The 25,672-nt window shown below is 69.5% G+C and carries 25 protein-coding genes and 1 pseudogene; 18 read left to right on the forward strand and 8 right to left on the reverse strand.

The window, feature by feature from the left end; all coding sequences use genetic code 11:
- Position 1: 1 nt before the first annotated feature.
- Positions 2-1,075 carry a LacI family DNA-binding transcriptional regulator gene (locus BMY35_RS18420; RefSeq protein ID WP_093201978.1) on the reverse strand — a complete coding sequence of 358 codons (1,074 nt, stop codon included), beginning with the start codon at positions 1,073-1,075 and terminating at the stop codon, positions 2-4.
- Positions 1,076-1,246: 171 nt separating this feature from the next.
- Here BMY35_RS18420 and BMY35_RS18425 point away from each other — a divergent pair, with 171 nt between their 5' ends.
- The 6 genes from BMY35_RS18425 (at position 1,247) to BMY35_RS18450 (ending at position 7,805) form a co-directional block, all read left to right on the forward strand.
- Positions 1,247-2,275, forward strand: a complete 1,029-nt coding sequence (locus tag BMY35_RS18425) for a TRAP transporter substrate-binding protein (protein ID WP_093201981.1) — start codon at positions 1,247-1,249, stop codon at positions 2,273-2,275.
- 6 nt (positions 2,276-2,281) lie between these two features.
- Positions 2,282-4,189: a TRAP transporter large permease gene (locus tag BMY35_RS18430; protein WP_093201983.1), complete on the forward strand. Its 1,908-nt coding sequence runs from the start codon at positions 2,282-2,284 to the stop codon at positions 4,187-4,189.
- Positions 4,190-4,253: 64 nt separating this feature from the next.
- On the forward strand, positions 4,254-4,793 hold the full coding sequence (locus tag BMY35_RS18435; protein WP_093201987.1) for a VOC family protein: 540 nt from the start codon (positions 4,254-4,256) through the stop codon (positions 4,791-4,793).
- 20 nt (positions 4,794-4,813) lie between these two features.
- Entirely contained in the window at positions 4,814-6,079 is a 1,266-nt protein-coding gene (locus tag BMY35_RS18440; RefSeq protein WP_093201989.1) for a ribulose-bisphosphate carboxylase large subunit family protein, read from the forward strand.
- Positions 6,076-7,419 carry a four-carbon acid sugar kinase family protein gene (locus tag BMY35_RS18445; protein ID WP_093201992.1) on the forward strand — a complete coding sequence of 448 codons (1,344 nt, stop codon included), beginning with the start codon at positions 6,076-6,078 and terminating at the stop codon, positions 7,417-7,419. The genes BMY35_RS18440 and BMY35_RS18445 overlap by 4 nt, the downstream gene beginning before the upstream one ends.
- A gap of 176 nt (positions 7,420-7,595) precedes the next feature.
- Positions 7,596-7,805, forward strand: coding sequence for a hypothetical protein (locus tag BMY35_RS18450; RefSeq protein WP_093201995.1), 210 nt, complete (start codon positions 7,596-7,598; stop codon positions 7,803-7,805).
- 173 nt (positions 7,806-7,978) lie between these two features.
- Here BMY35_RS18450 and BMY35_RS18455 read toward each other — a convergent pair whose 3' ends face one another.
- Positions 7,979-8,248 carry a hypothetical protein gene (locus tag BMY35_RS18455; RefSeq protein WP_093201997.1) on the reverse strand — a complete coding sequence of 90 codons (270 nt, stop codon included), beginning with the start codon at positions 8,246-8,248 and terminating at the stop codon, positions 7,979-7,981.
- 260 nt (positions 8,249-8,508) lie between these two features.
- Here BMY35_RS18455 and BMY35_RS18460 point away from each other — a divergent pair, with 260 nt between their 5' ends.
- Entirely contained in the window at positions 8,509-10,200 is a 1,692-nt protein-coding gene (locus BMY35_RS18460; protein WP_093202000.1) for an alpha/beta fold hydrolase, read from the forward strand.
- Between the two features lie 5 nt (positions 10,201-10,205).
- On the opposite strand, the gene BMY35_RS18465 is transcribed toward BMY35_RS18460, so the two are convergent.
- Positions 10,206-10,394 (reverse strand): hypothetical protein, encoded by a 189-nt coding sequence (locus BMY35_RS18465; RefSeq protein WP_093202002.1) that lies wholly within the window; start codon positions 10,392-10,394, stop codon positions 10,206-10,208.
- A gap of 183 nt (positions 10,395-10,577) precedes the next feature.
- Between BMY35_RS18465 and BMY35_RS18470 the strand changes: the two genes are divergently transcribed.
- The 4 genes from BMY35_RS18470 to BMY35_RS18485 all read left to right on the forward strand — a co-directional run bounded on the left by BMY35_RS18470 (position 10,578) and on the right by BMY35_RS18485 (position 15,317).
- Positions 10,578-11,537: a S1C family serine protease gene (locus BMY35_RS18470; RefSeq protein ID WP_093202005.1), complete on the forward strand. Its 960-nt coding sequence runs from the start codon at positions 10,578-10,580 to the stop codon at positions 11,535-11,537.
- Between the two features lie 60 nt (positions 11,538-11,597).
- Positions 11,598-12,443 carry a 3-deoxy-8-phosphooctulonate synthase gene (gene kdsA, locus BMY35_RS18475; protein WP_093202008.1) on the forward strand — a complete coding sequence of 282 codons (846 nt, stop codon included), beginning with the start codon at positions 11,598-11,600 and terminating at the stop codon, positions 12,441-12,443.
- A 156-nt stretch (positions 12,444-12,599) separates the two neighbouring features.
- The gene (locus BMY35_RS18480; RefSeq protein WP_093202010.1) at positions 12,600-14,219 is read left to right on the forward strand and encodes a methyl-accepting chemotaxis protein; all 1,620 of its coding nucleotides are present in this window, start codon (positions 12,600-12,602) and stop codon (positions 14,217-14,219) included.
- 261 nt (positions 14,220-14,480) lie between these two features.
- Complete coding sequence (locus BMY35_RS18485) at positions 14,481-15,317, forward strand: alpha/beta hydrolase (protein ID WP_093202013.1); 837 nt, start codon at positions 14,481-14,483, stop codon at positions 15,315-15,317.
- Positions 15,318-15,333: 16 nt separating this feature from the next.
- On the opposite strand, the gene BMY35_RS18490 is transcribed toward BMY35_RS18485, so the two are convergent.
- The 3 genes from BMY35_RS18490 to BMY35_RS18500 all read right to left on the reverse strand — a co-directional run bounded on the left by BMY35_RS18490 (position 15,334) and on the right by BMY35_RS18500 (position 17,734).
- Complete coding sequence (locus BMY35_RS18490; protein ID WP_093202015.1) at positions 15,334-16,221, reverse strand: LysR family transcriptional regulator; 888 nt, start codon at positions 16,219-16,221, stop codon at positions 15,334-15,336.
- 42 nt (positions 16,222-16,263) lie between these two features.
- A complete protein-coding gene (locus tag BMY35_RS18495; RefSeq protein ID WP_093202018.1) occupies positions 16,264-16,953 on the reverse strand; it encodes a cysteine hydrolase family protein in 690 nt (229 codons plus the stop codon).
- A 160-nt stretch (positions 16,954-17,113) separates the two neighbouring features.
- A complete protein-coding gene (locus tag BMY35_RS18500; protein WP_177213660.1) occupies positions 17,114-17,734 on the reverse strand; it encodes a TetR/AcrR family transcriptional regulator in 621 nt (206 codons plus the stop codon).
- A gap of 75 nt (positions 17,735-17,809) precedes the next feature.
- On the opposite strand from BMY35_RS18500, the gene BMY35_RS18505 reads away from it, so the two are divergent.
- On the forward strand, positions 17,810-18,358 hold the full coding sequence (locus BMY35_RS18505; RefSeq protein WP_093202023.1) for a DoxX family protein: 549 nt from the start codon (positions 17,810-17,812) through the stop codon (positions 18,356-18,358).
- On the opposite strand, the gene BMY35_RS18510 is transcribed toward BMY35_RS18505, so the two are convergent.
- Entirely contained in the window at positions 18,252-19,220 is a 969-nt protein-coding gene (locus BMY35_RS18510; protein WP_093202025.1) for a LysR family transcriptional regulator, read from the reverse strand. The genes BMY35_RS18505 and BMY35_RS18510 overlap by 107 nt on opposite strands.
- Positions 19,221-19,366: 146 nt before the next feature.
- Between BMY35_RS18510 and BMY35_RS18515 the strand changes: the two genes are divergently transcribed.
- The 5 genes and pseudogenes from BMY35_RS18515 to BMY35_RS18535 all read left to right on the forward strand — a co-directional run.
- Entirely contained in the window at positions 19,367-19,774 is a 408-nt protein-coding gene (locus BMY35_RS18515) for a RidA family protein (protein ID WP_093202028.1), read from the forward strand.
- Between the two features lie 53 nt (positions 19,775-19,827).
- Entirely contained in the window at positions 19,828-21,048 is a 1,221-nt protein-coding gene (locus BMY35_RS18520; protein ID WP_093202030.1) for a helix-turn-helix domain-containing protein, read from the forward strand.
- Between the two features lie 46 nt (positions 21,049-21,094).
- Positions 21,095-21,775, forward strand: a complete 681-nt coding sequence (locus tag BMY35_RS18525) for a Vgb family protein (protein WP_093202032.1) — start codon at positions 21,095-21,097, stop codon at positions 21,773-21,775.
- Between the two features lie 13 nt (positions 21,776-21,788).
- On the forward strand, positions 21,789-22,580 hold the full coding sequence (locus BMY35_RS18530) for a DUF899 domain-containing protein (protein ID WP_093202035.1): 792 nt from the start codon (positions 21,789-21,791) through the stop codon (positions 22,578-22,580).
- 40 nt (positions 22,581-22,620) lie between these two features.
- Positions 22,621-23,163 (forward strand): annotated as a pseudogene (locus tag BMY35_RS18535) (hypothetical protein); the annotation flags it as partial.
- An 8-nt stretch (positions 23,164-23,171) separates the two neighbouring features.
- On the opposite strand, the gene BMY35_RS18540 reads toward BMY35_RS18535, so the two are convergent.
- Entirely contained in the window at positions 23,172-24,473 is a 1,302-nt protein-coding gene (locus BMY35_RS18540; RefSeq protein WP_256228776.1) for a LysR family transcriptional regulator, read from the reverse strand.
- A gap of 167 nt (positions 24,474-24,640) precedes the next feature.
- Here BMY35_RS18540 and BMY35_RS18545 point away from each other — a divergent pair, with 167 nt between their 5' ends.
- Positions 24,641-25,669, forward strand: coding sequence for an amidohydrolase family protein (locus BMY35_RS18545; protein ID WP_093202040.1), 1,029 nt, complete (start codon positions 24,641-24,643; stop codon positions 25,667-25,669).
- Positions 25,670-25,672 lie beyond the last annotated feature (3 nt).

Below are 25,672 nucleotides of genomic sequence, written 5' to 3' on the forward strand. Positions count from 1 at the left end.
CCTACGGCAGGTTCTCCCTGAAGATCACCTGGCTGCGCGTCGTCTCGACGCCGCTGAGCGCCTCGCGCCGGTCGCGCAGGTTGGTGAAGATGCGCACGCAATTCATGAGCGTGGTGTGCGGGCTCTGCGTGATCACCGCGTCCATGCTGCCGTCGATCAGCAGCGCGCGCGTGTCGGGCGTGAGCCCGTGGCCGATGAAGACCACCTTCTGCTCGCGCCCCGCCTCCTTCAGTGCGCGCGCCACGCCGTCGGAGGCGCCGCCGATGTTGTAGATGCCGCCCATGTCGGGATGCTGCTCCAGCAGCGCGCGCGTCTGGCGGTAGTTCTTGTCCGCGTCGTCCTGTCCTTCGCGCAGGCCCACCACCTCCAGCCGCGGGAACATCTCGTCGATGACGTGCAGGAAGCCGGCCTCGCGCTCCTCGTGCGCCTTGTAGCTCAGGCTGCCCGCGATGAGCGCGACCTTGGCGGCCCGCGCGCCGATGAAGCGCCCGATGAGATAGCCCGCCGTGCGCCCGGCCGCGCGGTTGTCCAGCCCGACGAAGGCCGCGCGCTCCGAGTTCGACAGGTCGGAGATCAGCGTGACCACCGGCAGCCCGCGCGCCGCCAGCGCGGCCACCGCCTCGCGCACGGCCGGATGCTCCAGCGCCATCATCGCGATGCCGTCGCAGCGCTGGCCGTGCCTGCGCAGGGCGTCGGCCAGCTCGTGAGGGTTGAAGCTCTCGATGAACACCGTGCGGCACTGCACGTTGAACGGCGCCCAGTGCTCCTGCGAGTAGCCCACCATGTCACCCAGCATGCGGATGAAGCGGTTGGTGCCGGCCGGCAGCAGGAACACGAGCCGCAACGGCGGCGGCGTGAGCGCGGCATACAGCTCGGGCCCCGGCAGGTAGTCGAGCTCGCCCGCCGCCTTGAGCACCCGCTGCACCGTGGCGTCGCGCACGCCGGGGCGGCGGTTCAGCACGCGGTCGACGGTCGCGGTCGACACCTGCGCCGAGCGGGCGATGTCGACCACGCGGGCGCGCCGAGCCTCACGCGGCGAGCCGGGCCGGGATGTGTGTGAAGGGTTTTCCCGCATACATCAAAAACCATCAGGCAGAAGTTTGACCCGAATGATGCAGGCTTTTATCTTCGCTGTGCATCGAATTCGACGATGCATCAGATTGCATCAACGGCGCAACCCGTCAAACAGCTGCTCGGCCCATCGGCCGGGCAGCGCTTCTTCAGAAGATCACGGAGACAACGAGACATGACCCCAACCAGCCGCCTGACCCGCAGGGATGCCCTGCGCACTTTCTCCGCCCTGCCCGCCGCGGGCATCGTGGCGGCGGTGCCGCGCATCGCGCGCGCCGCGGAGTTCTCGTACAAGTACGGCAACAACCTGCCGCTGACGCACCCGCTGAACATCCGCGCACAGGAAGCGGCCGACCGCATCGCCAGGGAGACCAAGGGCCGCGTCGAAATCAAGATCTTTCCCAACAACCAGCTCGGCGGCGACACCGACATGCTGGCGCAGGTGCGCTCCGGCGGCATCGAGTTCTTCACGCCCTCCGCGCTGGTCATCGCCACGCTGGTACCCGTGGCCGCCATCAACGCGGTGGGCTTCGCGTTCAGCGACTACGCCCAGGTGTGGGCCGCCATGGACGGCAAGCTCGGCGCGCACGTGCGCGGCGCCATCGCCAAGTCGCGCCTGTACGCCTTCGAGAAGATGTGGGACAACGGCTTTCGCCAGACCACCAGCAGCAAGGCGGCAGTGGCCACCGCGAAGGACATGGACGGCCTGAAGATCCGCGTGCCGGTGAGCCCGCTGTCGATCTCCATGTTCAAGGGCCTGGGCGCCGCGCCGGCCAGTCTGCAGTTCAGCGAGGTGTACTCGGCGCTGCAGACGAAGATCGTCGACGCGCAGGAGAACCCGCTGCCCATCATCCAGGTGGCCAAGCTCTTCGAAGTGCAGAAGTTCTGCTCGCTCACCAACCACATCTGGGACGGCTACTGGTTCATCGCCAACGGCCGCGCCTGGGACGCCCTGCCCGACGACCTGAAGACCATCGTGGCGCGCGCCATCAACGACGCCGGCATGCAGCAGCGCGAGGACATCAAGAAGCTCAATGAATCGGTCGTAGGCGACCTGCAGGCCAAGGGCCTCGCCATCAACCGCCCGGCGGCCGACAGCTTCCGCGCCAAGCTGCGCGACTCGGGCTTCTACGGCGAATGGAAGGGCCGCTTCGGCCCAGAGGCCTGGGCGCTGCTCGAAGGCGCGGTCGGCAAGCTGGCCTGAAGACCCATGGTGCACGAATCGACCTTCGAGGCTGCAGCCATTCCGGGCACGGGCACGTCCACCGGTGCCCCGGCCAATCCGCTGGTCCGCTTCGCCTCGCACGCCGACCGCGTGCTCGGCGGCGCGGTCGAGGCGGTGGCAGCGCTGCTGGTGCTGGCCGAGATCTGCGTGCTGTTCGCGGGCGTGGTGTCGCGCTACGTGTTCCACGCGCCGCTGGTGTGGTCGGACGAGCTCGCGTCCATCCTCTTCCTGTGGCTGTCGATGCTCGGCGCGGTGGTGGCGCTGCGGCGCGGCGAGCACATGCGCATGACGGCGCTGGTGCAGAAGGTACGCCCGCAGGCGCGCGCCATGCTCGACGCCTTCGCCATCGCCGCCTCGGTCGCGTTCCTCGCGCTCATCATCTGGCCGTCCATCGACTACGCGCACGAGGAGTCGTTCATCGTCACGCCCGCGCTGGAGGTCAGCAACGCGTGGCGCGCCGCGGCCATTCCCGCGGGCATCGGCATCATGCTGGCGATGGCGCTGCTGCGGCTGCTGCGCGTGTGCTCCGGCCGGCAGATCGCGGTGGCCCTGCTCGGCATGGCGGCGCTGGTCGGCGCCTTCTGGCTGGCCGCGCCGCTCTTCGCCACGCTGGGCAAGTTCAACCTGGTGATCTTCTTCGTGGTCGTCGTGGCGGCCACGGTGCTCTCGGGCGTGCCCATCGCGTTCTCCTTCGCGCTGGCCACCTTCGGCTACCTGGCGCTGACCACGCGCACGCCGCTGCTGGTGATGGTCGGGCGGCTCGACGAGGGCATGTCGCACCTGATCCTGCTGGCGGTGCCGCTTTTCATCTTCCTCGGCGCGCTCATCGAAATGACCGGCATGGCGCGCGCCATGATCCAGTTCCTGGCCAGCCTGCTGGGCCACGTGCGCGGCGGCCTCTCTTACGTGCTCATCGGCGCCATGTACCTGGTGTCGGGCATCTCGGGCTCGAAGATCGCCGACATGGCGGCCATCGCGCCGGTGCTGTTCCCCGAAATGACCAAGCGCGGCGCCAAGCCCGGCGACCTGGTGGCGCTGCTGTCGGCCACCGGCGCGCAGACGGAGACCATTCCGCCGTCGATCGTGCTCATCACCATCGGCTCCGTCACCGGCATCTCGATCGCCGCGCTGTTCACGGGCGGCCTGCTGCCGGCCGTGGTGCTCGGTGCGGCGCTGTGCGTGGTGGTGTGGTGGCGCTACCGCCGCGAAGACCTGAGCGCGGTGCAGCGCCACAGCAAGCGGGAGATCGGAAAGCTGCTGCTGGTCGCGCTGCCGGCAGTGCTGCTGCCCTTCGTGATCCGCGCGGCCGTGGTCGAGGGCGTGGCCACGGCCACCGAGGTGTCGACCATCGGCATCGTCTACTCGGCCATCGTGGGCCTGGTGGTGTACCGGCAGTTCGACTGGAAGCGCATCAAGCCGATGCTGGTGGACACCGCTTCGCTCTCGGGCGCCATCATCTTCATCGTCGGCTGCGCCACCGCCATGGCCTGGGGGCTCACGCAGTCGGGCTTCTCGCAGGACCTGGCGCGGCTCATGGGCGCGCTGCCCGGCGGGGCCTACGGCTTCCTGGCGGTGTCGATCGTCGCCTTCATCGTGCTGGGCAGCGTGCTGGAGGGCATCCCGGCCATCGTGCTGTTCGGGCCGCTGCTCTTTCCCATTGCAAAGGCCGCGGGCGTGCACGAGGTGCACTACGCGATGGTCGTGATCTTCGCGATGGGCATCGGCCTGTTCGCGCCGCCCTTCGGCGTGGGCTACTACGGCGCCTGTGCGGTGAGCAAGGTCAATCCCGACGAGGGCATCAGGCACATCTGGGGCTACATCGCCGCGATGCTGATCGGCCTCGTGATCGTGGCCGCGTTCCCGTGGTTCTCGACGGGCTTCCTGAAGTCCTGAGCCGGCCCTCGCGTTCCACAGACGACACAACACACAACAACTCACATCCACGGAGCCACCCGCAATGAGTCGATTCCTCGGCGAGATCCGCCAACTGGGCTATGTCGTGCACGACATCGAAGCCGCGATGGACTACTGGAGCACCACGCTCGGCGTGGGCCCCTGGTTCTACAACCCCAAGGTGCCGATCAGGAACTACCGCTACAACGGCGAGGCGCACGAGCCCCACAACTCGGTGGCGCTGGCCAACTCGGGCTACGTGCAGGTCGAGCTCATACAGACGCGCAACGACGTGCCCTCGATGTACCGCGATTTCCTCCAGGCCGGGCGCACCGGGCTGCAGCACGTGGCCTACTGGACCGCCGACTACGACGCCGACCTCGCGCGCCTCACCGCGCAGGGCTTCAGGCCGGTCATGAGCGGCGAGGTGGGCGAGCGCGGGCGCTTCGTCTACTTCGACACCGAATACCACCCGGGCACCGTCATCGAGCTGTCGGAGGTGGCCGGCCCCAAGGGCAGGATGTTCGACCTGATCCGCAGCGCGTCGCAAGGCTGGGACGGCAGCGAGCCGGTGCGCCCCTTCCCCGCGCTGGACAAGCTGTGAGCGCGACGACACCCGAGCGCATGCCAGGGCTCATCCGCGCGCGGTATCTCATCGAGACGCCGCTCGATCCGGCCGCCGTGGCCGAGGTGATGGCCGGCGAGCAGTCCTGCGGCACCTTCACGCGCGTGGAGGGCGAGACCGACGCGCTGCGCGAACGCGCGCGTGCAACGGTCGAGGCAGTCACCGAGCTCGAAGCGGCCGACGCGCCCTCGCTGCCCAACGCGCTGCTCGAGCGCAGGGGCACCCCAGGGCCGTGGAGGCGCGCGCATGTCGACATCGCGTTTCCGGTGGCGAACATCGGCGCCAACCTGCCGACGCTCGCGGCCACGGTCTCGGGCAACCTGTACGACCTGGGCGAGGTGACGGGGCTGCGGCTCGAGTCGCTGCGGCTGCCGGCCGACTACCGTGCGCGCTTCGAGATGCCGCGCGCGGGCATCGCCGGAACGCGGCGCGCCACCGGCGTGGAAAGCGGCGCGCTGGTCGGCACCATCATCAAGCCCAACGTGGGCATGCGGGCTTCCGACACCGCCGAGCTGGTGGGTCGGCTGTGCGCCGCGGGCGTCGACTTCATCAAGGACGACGAAGTCTGCGCCGACCCCGCGCACGCCCCGCTGGCCGAGCGCGTGCCGGCGGTGATGGCCGTCGTGCGCGCGCACCGCGAGCGCACCGGCAAGCACGTGATGGTGGCCTTCAACATCACCGACGAGACCGATGCGATGAAGCGCCACGCCGACCTGGTCGAGCGCGAGGGCGGCTCGTGCGTGATGGCCAGCCTCAACTGGTGCGGGCACTCGGGCATCCAGACGCTGCGCCGGCACACCGGCCTGGCGCTGCACGGGCATCGCAACGGCTACGGCGCGCTGTCGCGGCATCCGCTGCTGGGCATCTCCTTCCAGGCCTACCAGACGCTGTGGCGGCTGGCCGGCGTGGACCACATGCACGTGCACGGGCTGCAGGGCAAGTTCTCGCAGCCCGACAGCGAGGTCGTCGAATCGGCGCGCGACTGCTTCACCCCGCTCACCGAAGCCGCGGACGACCGCGTGATGCCGGCGTTCTCGTCGGGCCAGTGGGCCGGCACCGTGCCCGCGACTTGGGCGGCCGTCGGCAGCGACGACCTGCTCTTCATGGCCGGCGGCGGCATCCTCGCCCACCCCGACGGTGCGGCGGCGGGCGTGGCGAGCATCCGCCAGGCATGGTCGGCCGCGCGCGCGGGCGTCTCGCTGGCCGACGCGGCCAGGGACCAGCCCGAGCTGGCACGCGCACTCGCCTTCTTCGGCAGGCCATGAGGCCCGAGGCATCGGCGCCGGCAATCGTCTACTACGGAGACGACTTCACCGGTGCGACGGACACCCTGGGCACGGCGGCACGCGCGGGCCTGCGCGCGCTGCTCTTCCTGAAGACGCCCGACGCGGTGCGCCTCGACCGCGCTGGGCCGCTCGACGTGCTGGGCATCGCGGGCGCGGCGCGCGCCATGACGCCGGAAGAGATGCAGGCCGAGCTCCGCCCGGTGGCCGCACTGTTCCGCTCGCTCGGCGCGCGCGTGCTGCACTACAAGACCTGCTCGACCTTCGACAGCGCGCCGCACATCGGCTCCATCGGCGCGGCCGTGCGCCTGCTGCGCTCGGCCGTGCAGCAGCCGTGGACCGCGATCGTGGGCGGGCAGCCCGGCCTGGGCCGCTACTGCCTCTTCGGCAATCTCTTCGCCGCGGCGGGAAGCGGCGGCGAAGTGTTCCGCATCGACCGCCATCCCACCATGAGCCGGCACCCCGTGACGCCCATGGACGAGGCGGACCTGCGGCTGCACCTTGCCAGGCAGGGCCTGGCCGAGGTGCACTGCGTGCCCTTCACCGCTGCCTCGCGCGGCAGCGACGCACTCGATACCGCGCTGCGGCAGGCGCTCAACGCGCCGCCCGCGGACGCCGTCCTGTTCGACGTCGCGGATGCCGGCCAGCTCGCGGCCATCGGCGAGGTCCTGTGGGCCCGCGCGCAGGGCGCGACCATGCTGGCCGTCGGCCCGAGCAGCGTGGTCGATGCGCTCGCCACGGCCATGCCTTCTTCGGGCGGCGCACGGGCCGTGCGTGCGAAGCTGGCGCCCGCGCGGGGGCCCGTGCTGGTCCTGGCGGGAAGCCTCTCGCCCGTGACCGCGTCGCAGGTCGCGGCCGCGAAGTCCTTCGACATCGTGTGGCTCGATGCAGCGCAGCTCGCCCGGCGCGACGCGGCAGCACTTGCCGACCAGGCGGATGCGATCTCGCGCAGCCTCGCGCAGGGGCGCAACGTCCTGGCCTGCACGCGCGCACCGCGCTCGGCTGACTCCACGGGCATGCCTGCGGCGGCGGATCTCGACGCACAGGCTCTCGCCCGCGCCGGCGGCGACCTCCTGGCCGCCGTGCTGGCGAAGCAGCCGCTCGGGCGCATCGGCGTGGCCGGCGGCGACACGTCGAGCCACAGCATGCAGGCGCTGGACGTGTGGGGCCTGTCATATGCCGCCGACATGGGCGCCGGCGCATCGCTGTGCCGCGTGCACAGCGACGACGCGTCGCTCGACGGCATGGAAGTCATGCTCAAGGGCGGGCAGATGGGAACGCAGGACGTGTTCGAACGGCTGGTGCACGGCGACATCGCCTGAGCTGCTCCCGGGGCCCTGCGGCAGCCCAGGTTTGTCCCCGGGGGGCCTTCCGTCCTGTCGTGCACCCATCGCATGGCCTGCTGCTCCGCATCGAAAAAGAAAGAGGCCGCGGCGCGCAGCCTCAACGTCGTTCCAAGCCTACAGACAGAACACGCGCGCGGCGCCATGGTGTCGCCATGACACATCCCATCGAACTCACCATCGAGGAGCCGCTGCCGGGTGCCTTTGTCTGGCAGCTGCTCGAAACCGACGATCAGGGCACGCACCCGCGCGTGCTGCGCAAGGCCTTCGAGCCTGCGGAGAGCTACGAGCTGGCGCTTTCGTCCGGCCAGCGCGCGCTGCAAAGCGAGATCCGGCATCGCGCGCCGCCTGGGGCGGGCGCATAGCAGCAGCAACAAGCCGATTGCGCCCCGCATCCGCGGGAGCCGCGCATTCTTCGTTCTGGCCTGATGCCAATCTGCCGGGGGCCGAATGCCCCCGGGGTACGGCCAGCGCCTCCTCGCCGTGTCGAAGAGGTGACCGTGCCCCGCGCGATGGTCCGCGCGCTGGTGGCGATGCTTCAGGCGCGGAGCCCGAAGTCTTCGATGGTGAGCGTGATGGCCCGGCCCGGCATTGCGCGGTAACGCGCGACCGCGGCGGGCTCTATCGCGTTGAAGTGCTCCTGGCACGCATCGAGCAGGTGCTCGCCGATCTCGCGCACGCCGAATTCGTCGTGCAGCGTCTCCTCGGAAATCTGTGCGATCGCTCGGGGGCCGCCGGGACCGTCGGGATAGAAGGCGAAGCGCACGCTGGCGGTGTCGAAGCAGTAGATGCCTTCGAAATTCATCATCTCTCTTGTCTCCTCGTGTCTGCCGGTGTCCGCATGTTTCCTTACGGGCCGGCGGCGATTGGGCGCTCCCGGCACGGCCATGGATGGTGGAAAGCAGCGCATGCGCGTGCAGGACATGTCCTACGCGAATCGAGGCGTGCGCTTTCACCCTGAAACGGCCATGGCTTCGTTTTCCGCGCGTCGATCCGGCGAAGATCGGGGCCTCCAGATTCGCGCTTCGCTGCATGCACTTTTCTCTTTCAACCGGAAGCCCTGAGCCGATGACTGCGACCATCACGACGCGCCCTGCCCGGCTTCGCCCCGGGACCGTCGCGTCCGGCCTTGCCGCCGCCATCCTCGTCCTGCAGCTTGGCGCGTGCAGCAGCGGCCCCACCGAAGCGCAGCGCGAGGCCGCGGCCAGCACGCCGCCGCCCACCGACTGCACCGCCTGGGTCGGCACCGACCGCAACGCGATGATGGGCGGCTACCTTCTGCCGCGGGACCCGAAGAACAGCAAGGGAGCCAAGGTCTGCGTGCCGGTGCTGCTGACGGCCAACCGCCCGCCCGCCGGGTATGCAGGCGGCAACTACTACATCAGCGAGTTCACCGACGAAAAGCTCAAGACCCGCTGGCGCGCCTGCAAGGAAGACCCGGCCTGCTTCAAGCGCATCGACTCGCAGATGCAGCGGTGGCTGCCGCCCAACAAGGAGCGCGCCACGCGCTCGACCGGCGTGGTCGACCCGTCCGGCAGGATAGATCCCGACGGCAACGTCGACCTGAAGCAGATCCGCCGCCCCGCCTTCTTCGCCAGGGCGCCGTACCGCGAGGGCATCGCCGAGGCCGACGCGCGCACCTACGTGGTGGAGTTCACGGCGCCGCGCGACACCTTCGAGCGCATCGACCTGAAGATGACCGGCGACATCAAGCTGCGCGGCTGGTACATCGAAGGCGCGGGCATCGACGACGGCAAGGGAAAGAAGACGCGCGCGCTGGTCGTCATGGCGCCGGGCGGCGGCGGGCAGCTCACGGCCATCCAGCATCCCGACGAGGTTTCGTACCGCATCGACGAGAAGACCGGCAAGACCGTTCCGGTCAACTTCCCCAACGCGACCACCGAGACCATGGGCCAGCGCTGGTGGCGCGAGAACCTGTACGCGCTCAACAAGGCCGGCTTCGACGTGCTGGCCTACGACCGGCGCGGCGAGGGGCTGTCGGGCGGCTTCAGCGACACCAACACGCTGGAGCAAGGCGAGGACGTGTTCCGCGCGCTCACGGCGCTGGAAACCGGGCGCGGCCTGCGCATCCTCACGCCCAGGGGCGAGTCGCTCGAAGGCGAGGCCACCCGGGGCCGGCTGCTGGCGGGCATGCCGGCCAGCGAGATTCCGCTGGTGCTCGGCGGCTACTCGCGCGGCTCGATGTCCACCGCCTGGGCCATGACGAAGAACTACGTCGCCCAGTGCAGCTTCGACATGCCCCAGCCCAACTGCACGCCGCCCAAGGGCCTGCGCAACATACGCGGCGCGCTGCTGCTGTCTTCGTTCGCCAGCGGCGCGGGCTACGTGGGCGACTCGCCCGACCTGGCCGACCGCAACCTGTTCCTGGGCGGCATGGCGGCCGAGCATCACATCGTGTTCTATCCGAACTCGTCGACGCTTGCGGGCATGGACCGCTGGCCGGCCGCCTTCTTCGGCAAGGGCCTGTGGGACCGCGCGGAAACGCTGGAAGGCACCGTGGCCGCCTACAACCGCATCCGCGGCCTGAAGGAAATGGTGCTCGCGCGCGGGCCCCATTCCATCGAGACCTGGCCGGAGTCCGACCGGGCCTACCTGCGCGAACGCATGGTGGTGTTCGCCAAGGGGCTGATCGTCGGCGGACGCACCATTCCCGGCGCGCGGCCGTGGAAGGATTTCAAGTCGCTGGTGGCGACCACGCCCGACTCCTGGGAACCTTCCTCGCGGCCCAAGGGCCCCTGAGGCGATCAGTACCTGCGCGGATCGACCGGCCGGCGGTCGTAGCGGTCGGGCACGCCGTCTCCGTCGCTGTCCCGGTTGCGCTCGTAGCGGTCCGGAATGCCGTTGTGGTCGCGGTCCCGGTTGTGGCGATGGCGATCGTGGCCGCAGCCCACCGCGAGGGTGGCGACGGCGAGCAGAAGAATGAAGTGCTTCAAGCTGGTTTTTCCCGTGGGTATGGGTGTTTTTCTGGGAATTCCAGTGTCCCGCCCGCTGCTGAAGACTCGCTGAGCCTTCGCTGAAGGCTTCGTGAACATCCGCCGCGCCCCGCGCCCGGGTTGAAAACCTCCGCCGCACCGCCATTTCCTTCTGGTTCCGCCGACTGAAAGAAGAGGTGCTCCATGGGCGCGCGCGACGAATTCATTCTTGACTCCTACTCGGCCACCGTGACGCAGGTGGCGCACACCGCCAGCGCGGCGGTCGCCCACATCAAGGTCCGCAAGGCCGCGCAGCGCGGCGGCGGACCCGGCGCCCAGGGCAGCGGCTCGGGCTTTCTCTTCACCCCCGACGGCTTCACGATCACCAACGCCCACGTGGTCGAGGGCGCGACCGAGCTGCGCGCCGCCTTCGCCGACGGCACCGAGAGCACGGCACGGCTGGTCGGCATCGATGCCTCCACCGACATCGCCGTGCTGCGCATCGAATCGCACCCCAGCGCCTTCCTGCCACTGGGCAGTTCGGCCGCGCTGCAGCCGGGCCAGCTGGCCGTGGCGGTCGGCAACCCGCTGGGCTTCGACTTCACGGTAACCGCCGGCATCGTGAGCGCGCTGGGCCGCAGCCTGCCCTCGCGCGGCGGCCGGATGATCGAGGACGTGATCCAGACCGACGTGGCCCTCAACCCCGGCAACTCGGGCGGCCCGCTGCTGGACAGCGCCGCGCGGGTCATCGGCGTGAACACGGCGGTGATTCCATCGGCCCAGGGCCTGAGCTTCGCGGTGGCCATCGACACAGCCCGCTGGGTGGCCGGCGAGCTGATGCGCCATGGCGCGGTGCGCCGCGGCAAGCTCGGCGTGCAGTGCGCGGCGGTGGCCCTGCCCCGGCGCTGGGTGCGCGAGAACGAATGGCCGGTGGCCACCGGGGTGCGCGTGGTCGAGGTGGTGGCCGGCTCGGCCGCCGCGCGCGACGGGCTGCGCAGCGGCGACATCCTGGTCGGCTGCGACGGGGTGCCGCTGGCCCAGCTGTCCGACCTGCTCAAGCGGCTGGCGGGCGAGGGTTACGGCAAGCCGCTGCTGCTCAAGCTGCTGCGGCCGGTGGCGGGCACGCTGACGCCCTTCTACCTGACGGTGACGCCCGGAGGCTGAACCCCGGCCGGCGGAACGACAATAGGCCCCTGCACCGAAGCACCCCGTCAGGAGAAAACCTTGTCCACCGTCACCATCACCCCCAAAGTCGCCACCAGCAACGAGGCCCCCTTCGTCCTCTTCGGCGGCGTCAACGTCCTCGAGTCGAAGGACCTCGCCCTGCGCAGCGCCGAGGAATACGTCCGCGTCACGCAGAAGCTGGGCATTCCCTACGTGTTCAAGGGCAGTTTCGACAAGGCCAACCGCTCGTCCATCCACTCCTACCGCGGCCCCGGCCTCGACGAGGGACTGAAGATCCTGCAGGCAGTGAAGGACAGCTTCGGCGTTCCCGTGCTGACCGACGTGCACGAAATCGCCCAGGCCGCCCCTGTCGCCGAGGTGGTCGACGTGCTCCAGCTGCCCGCCTTCCTGGCGCGGCAGACCGACCTGGTGGTGGCGCTGGCAAAGACCGGCCGGGTGATCAACATCAAGAAGCCCCAGTTCCTGAGCCCCTCGCAGATGCTCAACATCGTCGAGAAGTTCAAGGAAGCCGGCAACGACCAGCTCATCCTGTGCGACCGCGGCACCTGCTTCGGCTACGACAACCTCGTGGTCGACATGCTGGGCTTCGGCGTGATGAAGAAGGTGTCGCAGAACCTGCCCATCATCTTCGACGTGACCCACGCGCTGCAGCAGCGCGAGGCCGGTGCCGCCGCATCGGGCGGCCGCCGCGAGCAGGTGGCCGACCTGGCGCGCGCCGGCATGGCAGTGGGCCTGGCCGGCCTCTTCCTCGAAGCCCACCCGGACCCGGCCCAGGCCAAGTGCGACGGCCCGAGCGCCCTGCCGCTGGACAAGCTGGAGCCCTTCCTGACGCAGATCAAGGCACTGGACGACCTGATCAAGTCGTTCCCGCCGCTGAAGATCTGAACCGAAGGGGCCCACCCGGCCACCGGCGCGCCCCTTTCCCGGAGAACTCCGCCCGGAGTTTTCTAAAGTTTTCAATTGAACTACCGATAACCAGCGATGGAGGGCGCCCCGGCGGTCGCCCTCCTTCTTCTTTTTCCTGGTTTCCGGAGTTCGACCATGTTCCTGAGCAACGTCTCAATCGGCAAGCGCCTGGCCATCGTGCTGGGCATCATCCTGGCGCTCTTTCTCGCCACCAGCGCCGCCGCGGTGTGGAAGCTGCAGCAGCTCAGCCGCGAGATAGACGCCATGATCGAGGACAACGTGAAGACCGAGCGCGCCGGCTCCGACTGGCTGCGCCACACCACCGCCGGCGTGCAGCGGGCGGCGGCCATCGCCAAGAGCAGCGATGCCAGCCTGATCGACTACTTCGCGCCGGCCACGGCGGCGTCGATCAAGAACACCAACGAGCTGCAGAAGTTCATCGAGGAAAAGCTGGTCAAGCCCGACGAGCGCGCCCTGCTCGAGAAGGTCGGCAACCTGCGCAAGGCCTACCTGGGCGCGCGCGAGGAAGTGAGCAAGCTCAAGCTCGCCGGCGACCTCGACGGCGCCAACCGCGTCTTCGACTCGCAGTTCCAGCCCACCTCGGTGAGCTACATCGCGGGCGTGCAGCAGGTGGTGGACATGCAGCGCGAACAGCTCGATGCCGCCGCCGCCCGCGCCAACAACCTGCGCGCGCAGACCAGCACGCTGCTCATCGTGTGCTCCGCCGTGAGCCTGGCGCTCGGCGCCCTGCTGGCATGGCTGCTGGCCCGCAGCATCACGCGCCCGCTGCGCAGCGCCGAGAGCATGGCGCAGTCGATCGCGGCCATGGACCTGACGGGCAAGGCCCAGTCCAGCTACGCCAGCGACGAGACCGGCCACCTGCTGCGCGCCCTCGACCAGATGCGCGACGCCTTGCAGGGTTCGCTGGCGCAGGTGCACGGCGTGGTGGCGAACGTGTCGACCGCCAGCACGCAGATCGCCGTGGGCAACCAGGACCTGTCCTCGCGCACCGAGGAACAGGCCAGTTCGCTGGAGCAGACGGCCGCGTCGCTGGAGGAACTGACCTCGACGGTCCGGCAGAACGCCGACAACGCCCGCCAGGCCAACCAGCTGGCCGCCTCCGCCTCGGAAGTGGCCACGCGGGGCGGCAACGTGGTGTTCCAGGTGGTCGAGACCATGGGCTCGATCAATGCCTCCTCGAAGAAGATCGTGGACATCATCGGCGTGATCGACGGCATCGCGTTCCAGACCAACATCCTCGCGCTGAACGCGGCCGTCGAGGCGGCTCGCGCGGGCGACCAGGGCCGCGGCTTCGCGGTGGTGGCGTCGGAAGTGCGAAGCCTCGCGCAGCGCTCGGCCGCTGCGGCCAAGGAAATCAAGACGCTGATCGGCGACTCGGTCGAGAAGGTCGAGGAAGGCAGCCGCCAGGTGGCCGACGCGGGCCGCACCATGGAGGAGATCGTCGGCAGCGTGAAGCGGGTGACGGACATCATGGGCGAGATCAGCGCCGCGAGCCAGGAGCAGACCTCGGGCATCGAGCAGATCAACCAGGCCGTGACTCAGATGGACCAGACGACGCAGCAGAACGCCGCGCTGGTCGAGGAAGCCTCGGCCGCCGCCCAGTCGCTGCAGGAGCAGGCGGGCAGCCTCTCGCAGATCGTGGGCAGGTTCAGGCTCGAACATCAACGCCAGGCCGAGGAGGACACGACCCCGGGCATCGCCTTCAGCCCCATGCATCTGATCGCGGCCCGCTAGAAAGAGACCGCAAGGCTCCCGGCGGGAGAAAGAGGCGAAACTAGGGCCTGTTCACACTATTTCCAGGGTCGCGAAGGGCAGCCAGGGCGGGCCAATCAAGGCGCGCGACGACGCGTGTGCATGCGCACACGCCAGGAGCGCAACGCCGAGTGGCCCGCCCTGGCTGCCCTTCCCGCAGGGTTGGCGCTCCAAGGGGCCAACGCGACCCCGGAAATAGTGTGAACAGGCCCTAGACGCCAGCCTTTCTCCCCGGAGCCCAATTTGTCATCCAACAAAGCTGCCCGCATTGCCCTGTCCGCCTCGGCGGCCACGATAGGAAGCATCGCCGCGTACTGGACGCTTCTCGCCGCACGCCAGGGGCACATCCTCTTCAACGCCCGCAAGCTGCCGGTCGTTCCGCTGTCAGACGATTTCTCGACCTACTCCCACACCGTGCCGGGCGGCATGGTCCGCGGCTACGTCTACCACCCGCAGGGCGAGGAAGCCCTGCAGGACCTCTTCATCTACTTCGCCGGTCGCGGCGAGGACGTTCGCGCCACGGCCCAGACGCTGCACTGGCTGCCCGAGGGCTTCGGCTTCGCGGCGGTCAACTACCGCGGCGTGGCCGATTCGCAAGGGCATCCTTCGGAGATCGCCTCGGTGCAGGACGCCAGCCAGTTCGCCCGGCACCTGCGCAAGGCCTTCCCGCATGCGCGACTGCACGTGGTGGGGCGCAGCCTCGGCACGGGCGTGGCCATCCAGCTCGTCGCGCGGCAGGACTTCGCGAGCCTGCAGCTGGTGACGCCCTACGATTCGATGCTGGAAGTGGCGAAGAAGCGCTTTCCGCTCGTGCCGCTGTCGCTGCTGCTGCGCCACCAGTTCAATTCGCTCGAACACTGCAAGGAGGTCGCGGCCAAGACCCAGGTGCTGCTGGCCGAGAGCGACGACGTCGTTCTGCCCGAGCGCTCGCAGAAGCTCATCGCGGCATGGCCCACGCCGGTCAGCGTGCAGACCGTTCCAGCGTCCGACCATCACAACATCATGGGCCTGGAGGCGACCTGGCTGCACCTCGTCGACTTCGCGCTGACTTCGATCCTTCCCGAGCCGAAGGTGGCGTAGCCGGTGCCGGCGCGCGCTACCGGTAGTGGCCCGCCACGAAATCGATGAAGGCGCGCACCGCCGGCTGCACGTGCCGCGTGCGCGGATAGAGCGCCGCGTAGGTGCGCTGCCCGAGCGTGACGCTCGGCAGCACACGGACCAGCGCGCCCGACTGCAGGTCGGCGCGGACCGTGTGCCACGTCAGCGCGGCAATGCCCAGCCCGCACTTCGCGGCCGAGTACAGCGCGGTGATCGTGTCGCATGCGAAGCGCGCATCGGGCCTGAACGCCTGCTGCCGGCCGTCGGGCATGTGCAGCGTCCAGTGCGACGGGCTTTCCGGCCCGTTGTGCAGCAGGCACTGGTGCGCCGCCAGGTCCTCGGGCGTCGCGGGCATGCCGTGCTCGACGAGGTAGCGCGGCGCCGCGACCAGCACCATGTCTGAGACCGCCAGCGTCCGCGCCATCATCGAGGCGTCCTCGAGCCCGGCGCTGATGCGCAGTGCAACGTCGATGCCCTCGGCCACCAGCTTCGTGAAGCGGTCGGTGCAGACCACCTCCAGCCGGATGCCGGCGTGGCGCGACTGGAACGCCGGCAGCCACTGCGGCAGGTCGAGCGTGGCGATCGCCAGCGGCATGCTGACCTTCAGCGTTCCCGAGGGCGCCTTGCCGTCGGCCGCGACATCCGCCTGGGCCGCATCGAGCCGCGAGAGGATGTCCGTGCACGCGGCGTGGTAGCGCTGCCCTGCCTCGGTCAGCGTGATACCGCGCGTATCGCGGCGCACCAACTGCGCGCCCAGCGATTTCTCCAGCGCCTGCAGCTGGCGCGAGAGGCTGGAGTGCGTGGTGCCCAGCGACTCGGCCGCGGCCGACAGGCTCTTCGCCTGCGCAATGCGTTGAAAGGCGCGCATCGCCTTCAGTTGATCCATTCGCCGCCCTCCTTCGCGTGCTTCCGGGGAAGCCGCGTATTTTCAGGCAAGCGGCAGCGCCAGGATCTGCGCGGTGGTCAGCACGTCGCCGAAGGTGTCCTCGATCTCGGCCAGCGCCGCATGGTGGAGGTTGCCGTGCGGCACGGTGTCGCCGTTCTCGCGGCGGATCGCACGGGTGGCGGTGGCATCGGACGACACCACCACCTCGAAGCCCTGCGCGGCACCGTCGCGGGCGGCGCCGGCCACGCACGCATGGGTCATGAGGCCGGCGATCACCAGCGTGCGGACGCCGGCCGATCGCAGCTGCTGCGCGATGTCGGTGCCCGCGAAGACGCTCACGGTGCCCTTCTGCACGACCTTGTCGCGCGGCCGCGGCTGCATGTCCGCATGGAACCTGACGGTGTCGCCGTCGCTGGCGAAGACCGCGGCGCCGGCCGGGGCCACGTGCTGGATCTGGAACACGGGAATGGCGTGCTCGTCCGCCCAGGCCAGCAGGCGCCGTGTCTGGGCCGCCGCGCGCGGTCCGTCGGCGATGGGCATGCGGCCCGTGAAGTACTCGTTCTGGAAATCGATCACGAGCAGGGCCGTAGCCTTGCCGCTCAACTGCCGCCTCGGCTGCGCGCCCGACATCGCGCGAATGGTGGGCGTGGGCGCCGGCGTCGATGCTGCCGCGGCCGCGGCCGGCGAAACGCCGACGATGCCCGCGGCGCAAGGCAGGGCCAGTGCGCTCATGAGTCCGCGGCGGGAAAGTCCTGGTGACATAGACATGTTTGCTGTTCCTTGAAGTCCATCGAAAGTGATGGGGGAAAGTCTAGGAACGGCCCCGCCCAGGGCCTAGGCTTGAGCGGCGACAAGTGTTGTGCAGGACGCGCACAGCGCGCGCCCGATGCCCTCAGCGCGGCGCGGCCGTTGCCGCCATTCCGTCGAGCAGCACGTCCAGGGCTTGCTCCGCGCTGAGATGCAGGGCCTCCAGCTCGGCCGTGGGTGCGCGCAGCACGCCGACGCCGAGCAAGGTCGAAAGGCCGTGCACCATGGCCCAGCAGGTGTGCGAAAGCTGCCTCGCGTCGCCCTGGCGGAAGGTGCCGTCCGCCTGGCCCGCGCCGACCAGCCCGAGCAGCAGATCGAAGAGCCGGGCCCCGGCCTGCACGAGGCTTTCGTTCGATTGCGACTGCGAGACCGCGCCGAACATGTGGACCAGCAGCCGGGGCGACTTCAACCCGAATCCGACATAGGCACGGCCGCAAGCCTTGAGCCTCGAACGCGATTCGGCGGGAAGAACCGCCGCTATCGCCGATTCGCAGCCGGTCAGCATTTCCTCGAAGCCCTGCAGCGCGACGGCTTCCATCAGCGCACGCTTGTCCTGGAAGTGGCGGTAGGCCGCCGTGTGCGAGACCCCGACGGCCTTGGCCATCTCGCGCATCGACAGGCCGTCAAGGCTGTCGCGCTCCATCTGCTCGCGGGCATATGCGAGAAGAACGGCCTTCAGGTCGCCGTGGTGATATGACGTGCTCATGCTCGAAGCCCTGATGTTGACAGTGGAAACAATGAAATCCGATAATGTTTCCATTGTAAACACCGAGCGTGCATCATGAGCTTTCTCCTCTTCATCTGTTCATTCGGCGCGGTTGCCTGGGCGGTTTCCCGCCTGCTGAAGCGCCCTCTCGACCTGCGCGGGGCGATGCGCTGGGGCATGGGCCTCGGCTTCCTGTTCACCGGCGTCGACCACTTCGTGAGCGCATCGACGCGCTATGCCCCGATGATCCCCGACGCCCTCGCCCAGCATGCCCTGGCCTGGGTCTACCTGACCGGCGTGGCCGAGCTTGCCGGAGGGCTGGGGCTGCTGGTTCCCGTTTCGGTCTACGAGCGCCTCGGCCTGCCGAACCTGCGGAAGCAAGCGGGCATCTGGCTCTCGGTGATGCTGGTCTGCGTGGTCGCCGCGAACATCAACGTCGCGCTCAGGGGGCAGACGGTGCAGGGCCTGGAGTTCGGCGCCTGGTACTTCTGGATCCGCCCGCTGTTCCAGCCCGTCTTCATCGCGTGGGCGCTCTACTGCTCGGGCGCGTGGCCGAAGCCGAAACAGGCGGCCGGGTGGCAACCGGAGCATGCTGCGCCATCAATGCGGCAACCCAGTCGATGAACACGCGCAGCTTGGCGCTGACGTGCCGGTTCGGCGGGAATGCGATGTAAAGCGGCATCGGATCGAGCCGCCAGTCCTCGAACAGTGGCACGAGTTCGCCGCTCGCAACGTGCGCGCGGGACATGTAGTCGGGCAGCCAGAGAACCCCGAGCCCGGCCAGGCCCGCCGCCAGGTAGGCGTTGCCGTCGTCCACCGAGAGCACGTGGCGCCCGTGCACGACCACGCTCTCCCCGTCGCGATGCATGGCGTACGGCAGGCTCCTGCCGGTGCGCGACCACAGGAACCCCACGACGCGGTGATGCGTGTCCTCCAGCTCCTTCGGGTGCGAGGGCACGCCAGCCCGCGCGAGGTAGTCCGGTGCCGCATGCACCCCGAGCTGCAGGTCGCCCACGTGGCGCGCGATCAGCGACTGGTCCGTGAGCTCGCCGCCGCGCACCACGCAATCGACGTTCTCGCCGATCAGGTCCACCACGCGGTCGCTCACGCCCATGTCGAGCTGGATGTCGGGATGGCGCTCGTGGAACGCGGGCAGTGCCGGCACCAGGATCATGCGGGCCAGCGGGCTCGGCACGTCCACCCGCAGCCGCCCCCTCGGCGACGAAGTCGCGGCGGACAGGCTGGTCTCGGCATCGTCCATGTCGGCCAGCAGGCGCACCACCCGCTCGTAGTAGGCGGCCCCGTCGGCCGTGACGTTGACCTTGCGCGTGGTGCGGTTGAGCAGCTTCACGCGCAGCCTGGCCTCCAGCTGCTGCACCAGTTGCGTCACGCTGGTCTTGCTCATGTGCAGCGTCTGCGCCGCCTTGGTGAAGCTCCCCGCCTCCACCACGCGCGCGAAGGCCTGCATCGCATCGAAACGGTCCATGTCTGCTCCCGATTGTTTGGCCAGTGCAAACAGTGATTGTTGGCCTTGCTCGTTTATCCGGGCCTCGCGGCTGCCTAAAGTCCCTTCATCGCAACAGCGGACCGCCCTGATCCGCTCCGAGAAGCAATGAAGAAAGCATCCCATCCATGACTCCACGCGACGTCGTCTTTCCCGCCGGGCGCCAGGCCCTTTATGAAAAGAACCGCTATTCGCCGGCCATCCGGTCCAACGGCTTCCTGTTCGTCTCGGGGCAGGTCGGCAGCCGCCCCGACGGCTCGCCCGAGCCCGACCTCGAGGCCCAGGTTCGCCTCGCATTCCAGAACCTCGATGCGATCCTGTCGGCCGCGGGCTGCACCTTCGACGACGTGATCGACGCCACCGTCTTCATCGTCGACCCCGAATCGAAGTTCGAGACCATCTGGAAAGTGGTGTCGGAACACTGGGGCGGCCCGCCGCACCCCACGCTGACCGGCATCGGCGTGACATGGCTCTACGGCTTCCAGTTCGAGATCAAGGTGATCGCGAAGCTGCCCGAAGGCAGAGCCGGCGCCTAGGCCCCGGCCGCCTCCGCCGCAAGGGAGGCACGGCGCCAAGGTAACCTGTCGCCATGGATTCCCTCATCGCCGCCTCCGCCCGCGCCCTGGCCGCGGGCGATGCACTCGGTGCCCTCAAGCGGGTCGCGCTGCGCGACGACCCGCCGGCGCTGGCCCTGCGCGGCATCGCGATGGCGCAGCTCGGCGAGCATCCGCGTGCGCGCGAGCTGCTGCGGCGCGCCGCGCGCGGCTTCGGCGCGCATGAAGAGCATTCGCGCGCCCGCTGCATCGTCGCGGAGGCCGAGGTGGCCCTGGCGATGCGCGACCTGGGCGGCTCGCCGCGTTCGCTGTCGGCGGCCGCATCCGCGCTGGAGGCCCACGAGGACCATGCCAACGCACTGCAGGCCCGGCTGATCGCGGCGCGCCGGCTGCTGCTGCTCGGCCGCCTCGCAGAGGCGGAAGCCGCGCTCGCGCACCTAGATGCGCGCGGCCTGCCCCCGTCGCTGGCCGCAGTCACCGAGCTGGCCGCGGCCGAGCTGGCGCTTCGCTCGCTGCGCATCGCTCCCGCACGCGCCGCGCTTTCGCGCGCACACGAGGCCGCGACGCGCGCCCGCGTGCCCGCCCTGCTCGCCGAGGTGAACGAGGCACTGGCGGCATTCGAGCGCCCCGCCGCCCGCCGGATCGACGCGGCCGGCGAACAGCCTCTGCGCCTGGACGAGGTCGCAGCCCTCCTCGCCTCCGACACGCTGGTGGTCGACGCATGCCGCCGCGGCCTGGGCGCCGGCGATGCATGGCGCCCTCTCGCCCGGCGGCCGGTGCTGTTCTCCCTGGCGCGCTCGCTCGCGCAGGCATGGCCCGGCGACGTGGATCGCGAGGCCTTGATCGAAAGCGCATTCCGCACGCGCCGCCCCGACGAGACGCATCGCGCGCGCCTGCGCGTCGAGATCGGCCGGCTGCGCGCGCTCGTCGCCGGGCTGGCCGGCATCGAGGCCACGCCGCGCGGCTTCGTGCTCAGGCCACTCGACGGGCGCGGCGTCGCCGTGCTCGCGCCGCCCATCGACGGCGACCAGGCTTCGCTGGTGGCGCTGCTGTCCGACGGCGCGGCCTGGTCCACCTCGGCCCTTGCGCTGGCGCTGGGGGCCAGCCAGCGCACGGTGCAGCGCGCGCTGGTCGAGCTGGAGGCGGAGCACCGCGTGCGCTCCATCGGCAAGGCACGCGCGCAGAAGTGGCTGTCGCCGCCGCTGGCGGGATTCACGACGATCTTGTTACTCCCCGCCGCACTGCCGATTGAATAGAGTTGTCTCCAGGCGCCGATCCGAGGCGTTTCACAAGGAGCCAACGATGAGCAGCGAGAACAGCAGGAACAAGTCCCGGCCCGCGGTGCACGCGGCCGAGATCGTGCGCGAATACGGTCCCTTCGGCAGCGCCACGCAGGTACACGGCGTGACGCACGACGGCCGGCGCGTCTGGGCCGCCACCGGCGCGAAGCTGGTGGCATTCGATCCGGCCAGCGGCGAGACCAGCCAGACACTCGACGTGCCGTGCGACGCGGGCACCGCTTTCGACGGCAAGCACATCTACCAGATCGCGGAGTCGCGCATCGACAAGATCGACCCCGCCACCGGCAAGGTGCTGGCGTCTATCCCGGCGCCGGGCAACGGCTACGACTCGGGCCTCACGTGGGCCGAGGGCAGCCTGTGGGTCGGGCAGTACCGCGACCGCAAGATCCACCAGGTCGACCCCGAGACCGGCGCGGTGGTGCGCACCATCGAGTCGAACCGTTTCGTCACCGGCGTGACCTGGGTCGACGGCGAACTCTGGCACGGCACCTGGGAGGCGGAGGAAAGCGACATCCGCCGCATCGACCCGAAGACCGGCGCCGTGCTGGAGCGGCTCGAAATGCCGCGCGGCGCCGGCGTGAGCGGGCTCGAGTCCGACGGCGCCGATCTCTTCTACGCAGGTGGCGGCGCGAGCGGCAAGGTCCGCGCCGTGCGCCGCCCCACCACCGGCCGCCAGCATTGATCCAGGAGACACCATGAACACCGTCACCATCACGAACCAGACATCCGGGCCGACGAACCATCGCGTCGTCTCCAGCGAGCAATGGCTCGCCGAACGCAAGGCATTCCTGGCGCGCGAGAAGGAACTGACGCAGCTGCGCGACCAGATCGCACGGGAGCGCCGCGCGCTGCCGTGGGAACGCGTGCGAAAGAACTACGTCTTCGACACGCCCGACGGCAAGCGCACTCTCGCCGATCTCTTCGAAGGGCGCAGCCAGTTGCTGGTGCAGCACTTCATGCTCGGCCCGGGCTGGGAACAGGGCTGCCAGAGCTGTTCCTTCATGGCCGACCACACCGACGGCATGAACGTGCACCTGGCGCATCGCGACATCACGCTGGTGGCCGTCTCGCGCGCGCCGCTGGCGGAGATCGAGCGCTTCCGCGAACGCATGGGCTGGCAGTTCAGGTGGGTGTCGTCGAACGAGAGCGACTTCAACGGCGACTTCCACGTCAGCTTCGGCCCCGGGGAGCTCGCCGCCGGCGAGGTCTACTACAACTACGGCCTGCAGCCCTTCCCCCACGGGGAAGCACCGGGCCTCAGCGCCTTCTGCAGGAACGACGCCGGCGAGGTGTTCCACACCTACTCGACCTTCGGCCGCGGCGTGGAAGTGATGATGGGCGCGTACAACCTGATGGACCTCATGCCCAAGGGCCGCGACGAGCGCGAGGTGCCCTACAAGATGGAATGGGTGCGCCACCACGACCGCTACGAGTCGCAGGCGCAGGCACCCGCCATCGGCGCGTGCTGCTGCGAAAAGCGGGCCTGAAGCGCGGACAGCAGCCACGACGCATGGAGGCGACGACATCATGGCAAGCCTCTGGCCGTGGCTGGCGGTCGCGGGAGTCGGCGCCCTGCACGGGCTGAATCCCGCCACCGGCTGGGCCTTCGCGGCCGCATGGGGCCTCCGCTCGCGCGACCGGTCGCGGGTGTTGCGGGCCCTCGTGCCGATCGCGGTCGGCCATGCGGCATCCGTTGCTCTCGTGGCGGCCGTGGTCGTGCTCGTCCCCTCGATGGATCGCACGGTGCTGCAGGTGCTGGCGGGCGGGCTGCTCGCGGCCGTCGTCGCGCATCACCTCCGGCACGGCACGACGAGCCGCGCGCGAGTGCCTTCAGGCCACGCCGGACTGGCGCTCTGGTCCTTCATCATGTCCACCGCGCACGGAGCCGGGCTGATGCTGGTGCCCGCGCTGATCCCCCTGTGCATGAGCGACGCCCCGGCGGCCCGCGAGATCACTGCGTCGGGTTCGCTGATGCTGGCCGTCGCGGCGGCCGGCGTGCACATGGCGGCGATGCTGGCTGTCACCGGCGCCCTCGCCTTCGGAGCATGCCGGGGCTTCGACGCCGTCGCCGCGCGCTTTCACTTCCGCCTTCCCGGCTCCCGGAAATCGGGCGACCCGGCCACCACCTTGCGGATCTCGTCCATCAGCGCGCGCGCGCCCGGCGAAGGAAAGGCGCCCAGCCGCTGGGTCAGGCCGATCTCGCGCCGGGTCTCCTCCAGCGGAAAGTCGAGCACCACGAGGCTGCCGTCGCGGATCTCGTAGCGCAGCTGGTGCGCCGAGATCGCTGTGAGCATGTCGCTCTCCAGCAGCAGGCCGCGCAGCACCGCGAGGTCGCCCGTTTCGACTGCGGGCAACGGCGGTGCCTGGCGTGCGTCGGAGAAGAAGCGCTCGAGCAGTTCGCGCGAAGGCGAGCCGGGGCGCGACAGCGTCCACCTCGCCTCGCGCAGCATCCTGAAGTCGATGCGCTTGGCGCGCGCGAGCGGATGGCCGGCGCGCGCGATCACCGAGATGCGGTCTTCGAAGAGCGGCTCCTGCTGCAGGTCCTTCGCCTCGCCCGCGGTGCGCAGCGCGCCGAGGATGAAATCGATGTCGCCGCTGCGCAGCGACGCCGCCAGCGCGTCGTACGGGCTCTCGACCGTGGCGATGTGCAGGCCCGGGTGCCGCGCGAGCAGCGAGGCGATCGCCAGCGGCAGGATCTGCGTGCGCCCCAGCGGCAGCGCCCCCACGTTCACGCTGCCCTGCAGCGTGCCTTCGCTGGCCGCGATGTCGGGGCCGATGTGCCGCAGCTCCGACAGCACGCGCCTGAAGTAGAAGGCCACGATCTCGCCCGCCGGCGTGGCCGTGAGCCCGCGCGCATTGCGGTTGAAGAGCGTCACGCCGAGTCCGCTCTCCAGGTCTTTCAGCGCGCTGCTGATGGCCGGCTGCGTGATGCCGAACTCGCGCGCGACGGCCGGCATGTTGCGCTTTTCCGCGAGGCTCGCGACCACGGCAAGGCGCCGGCCGTTCAGGATCGAGGCGAAGAGCGAATGCACGTCGGCACCGCCGCCGATGCCGGCCACGCCGCCGCGCGCCGCCAGTTGGGTGCGCGCCTCCTCGAATTCGCGTTCGATGCGAAGCGCGCGCACCAGCACCAGCTCGCCATATGCATTGAGCGCCACGCCGCGCGAGCGCCGGTCGAACAGGGGCCTGCCGAGCACGGCCTCCAGATCGAGGATCGAACGCGTCACCGCGGACGCCACGCGGAACAGCGCCTCGGCCGCCGCCGCGATGCTTCCGGCCGAGGCCACGGCCGAGAACGCGCGCAGGTGGCGCAGGTTGATGCCCAGCGCCACGCTGTCGGTGCGATCGATAACTTTGTGATGTGCTGGTTTCCGGCTCACGGCTGCTTCCTCACTCTCGATCATGCATTTCCAGCACCAAGGGTAAACCCTATTCGATAAAAAAGAATGATGGCAGCGCAACGCTAACTCACGCCACGCGGGGCCGCCGCGGCGCAGACTTCTCCCATGCTTGAAGCATCCCCTGCACACCACCCGGAGCGCCGCGCATGATCATCGACTGTCACGGCCACTACACCACCGCGCCCAAGTCCCTGGAGGCCTGGCGCAACCGGCAGATCGCCGCCATCCAGGACCCGTCGGCCAGGCCAAAAGTGTCGGAGCTGAAGATCAGCGACGACGAGCTGCGCGAATCCATCGAGACCAATCAGCTGCGGCTGATGAAGGAGCGCGGCAGCGACCTCACCATCTTCAGCCCGCGCGCGAGCTTCATGGCGCACCACATCGGCGACTTCGAGGTGTCGTCGACCTGGGCCGCCATCTGCAACGAGCTGTGCCACCGCGTGAGCCAGCTCTTTCCCGATCACTTCATCGGCGCGGCCATGCTGCCGCAGTCGCCCGGCGTCGATCCGGCCAGCTGCATTCCCGAGCTCGAGCGCTGCGTGAACGAATACGGCTTCGTGGGCATCAACCTCAACCCCGACCCATCGGGCGGCCACTGGACCAGCCCGCCGCTGTCGGACCGGCACTGGTATCCGATCTACGAAAAGATGGTGGAGCTCGACATTCCCGCCATGGTGCACGTGAGCACGAGCTGCAACGCCTGTTTCCACACCACCGGCGCGCACTACCTGAACGCAGACACCACGGCCTTCATGCAGTGCCTCACCTCGGACCTGTTCAAGGACTTCCCGACGCTGCGCTTCGTCATCCCGCACGGCGGCGGCGCGGTGCCCTACCACTGGGGCCGCTTCCGGGGCCTGGCGCAGGAGATGAAGAAGCCGCTGCTGAAGGACCACCTGCTCAACAACATCTTCTTCGACACCTGCGTGTACCACCAGCCGGGCATCGACCTGCTCACGCGCGTGATCCCGGTCGACAACGTGCTCTTCGCCAGCGAAATGATCGGCGCGGTGCGCGGCATCGACCCCGAGACCGGCTTCAACTACGACGACACGCGCCGCTACATCGACGCCACGCCGATGCTCGACGACAAGGCGCGCCACCAGATCTACGAAGGCAACGCGCGCCGCGTGTATCCGCGGCTGGACCGCGCACTCAAGCAACGAGGACTCTGAAAG

Origin of the sequence: Variovorax sp. YR750, from assembly GCF_900109805.1 — a bacterium.
Lineage (GTDB): Bacteria > Pseudomonadota > Gammaproteobacteria > Burkholderiales > Burkholderiaceae_C > Variovorax > Variovorax gossypii.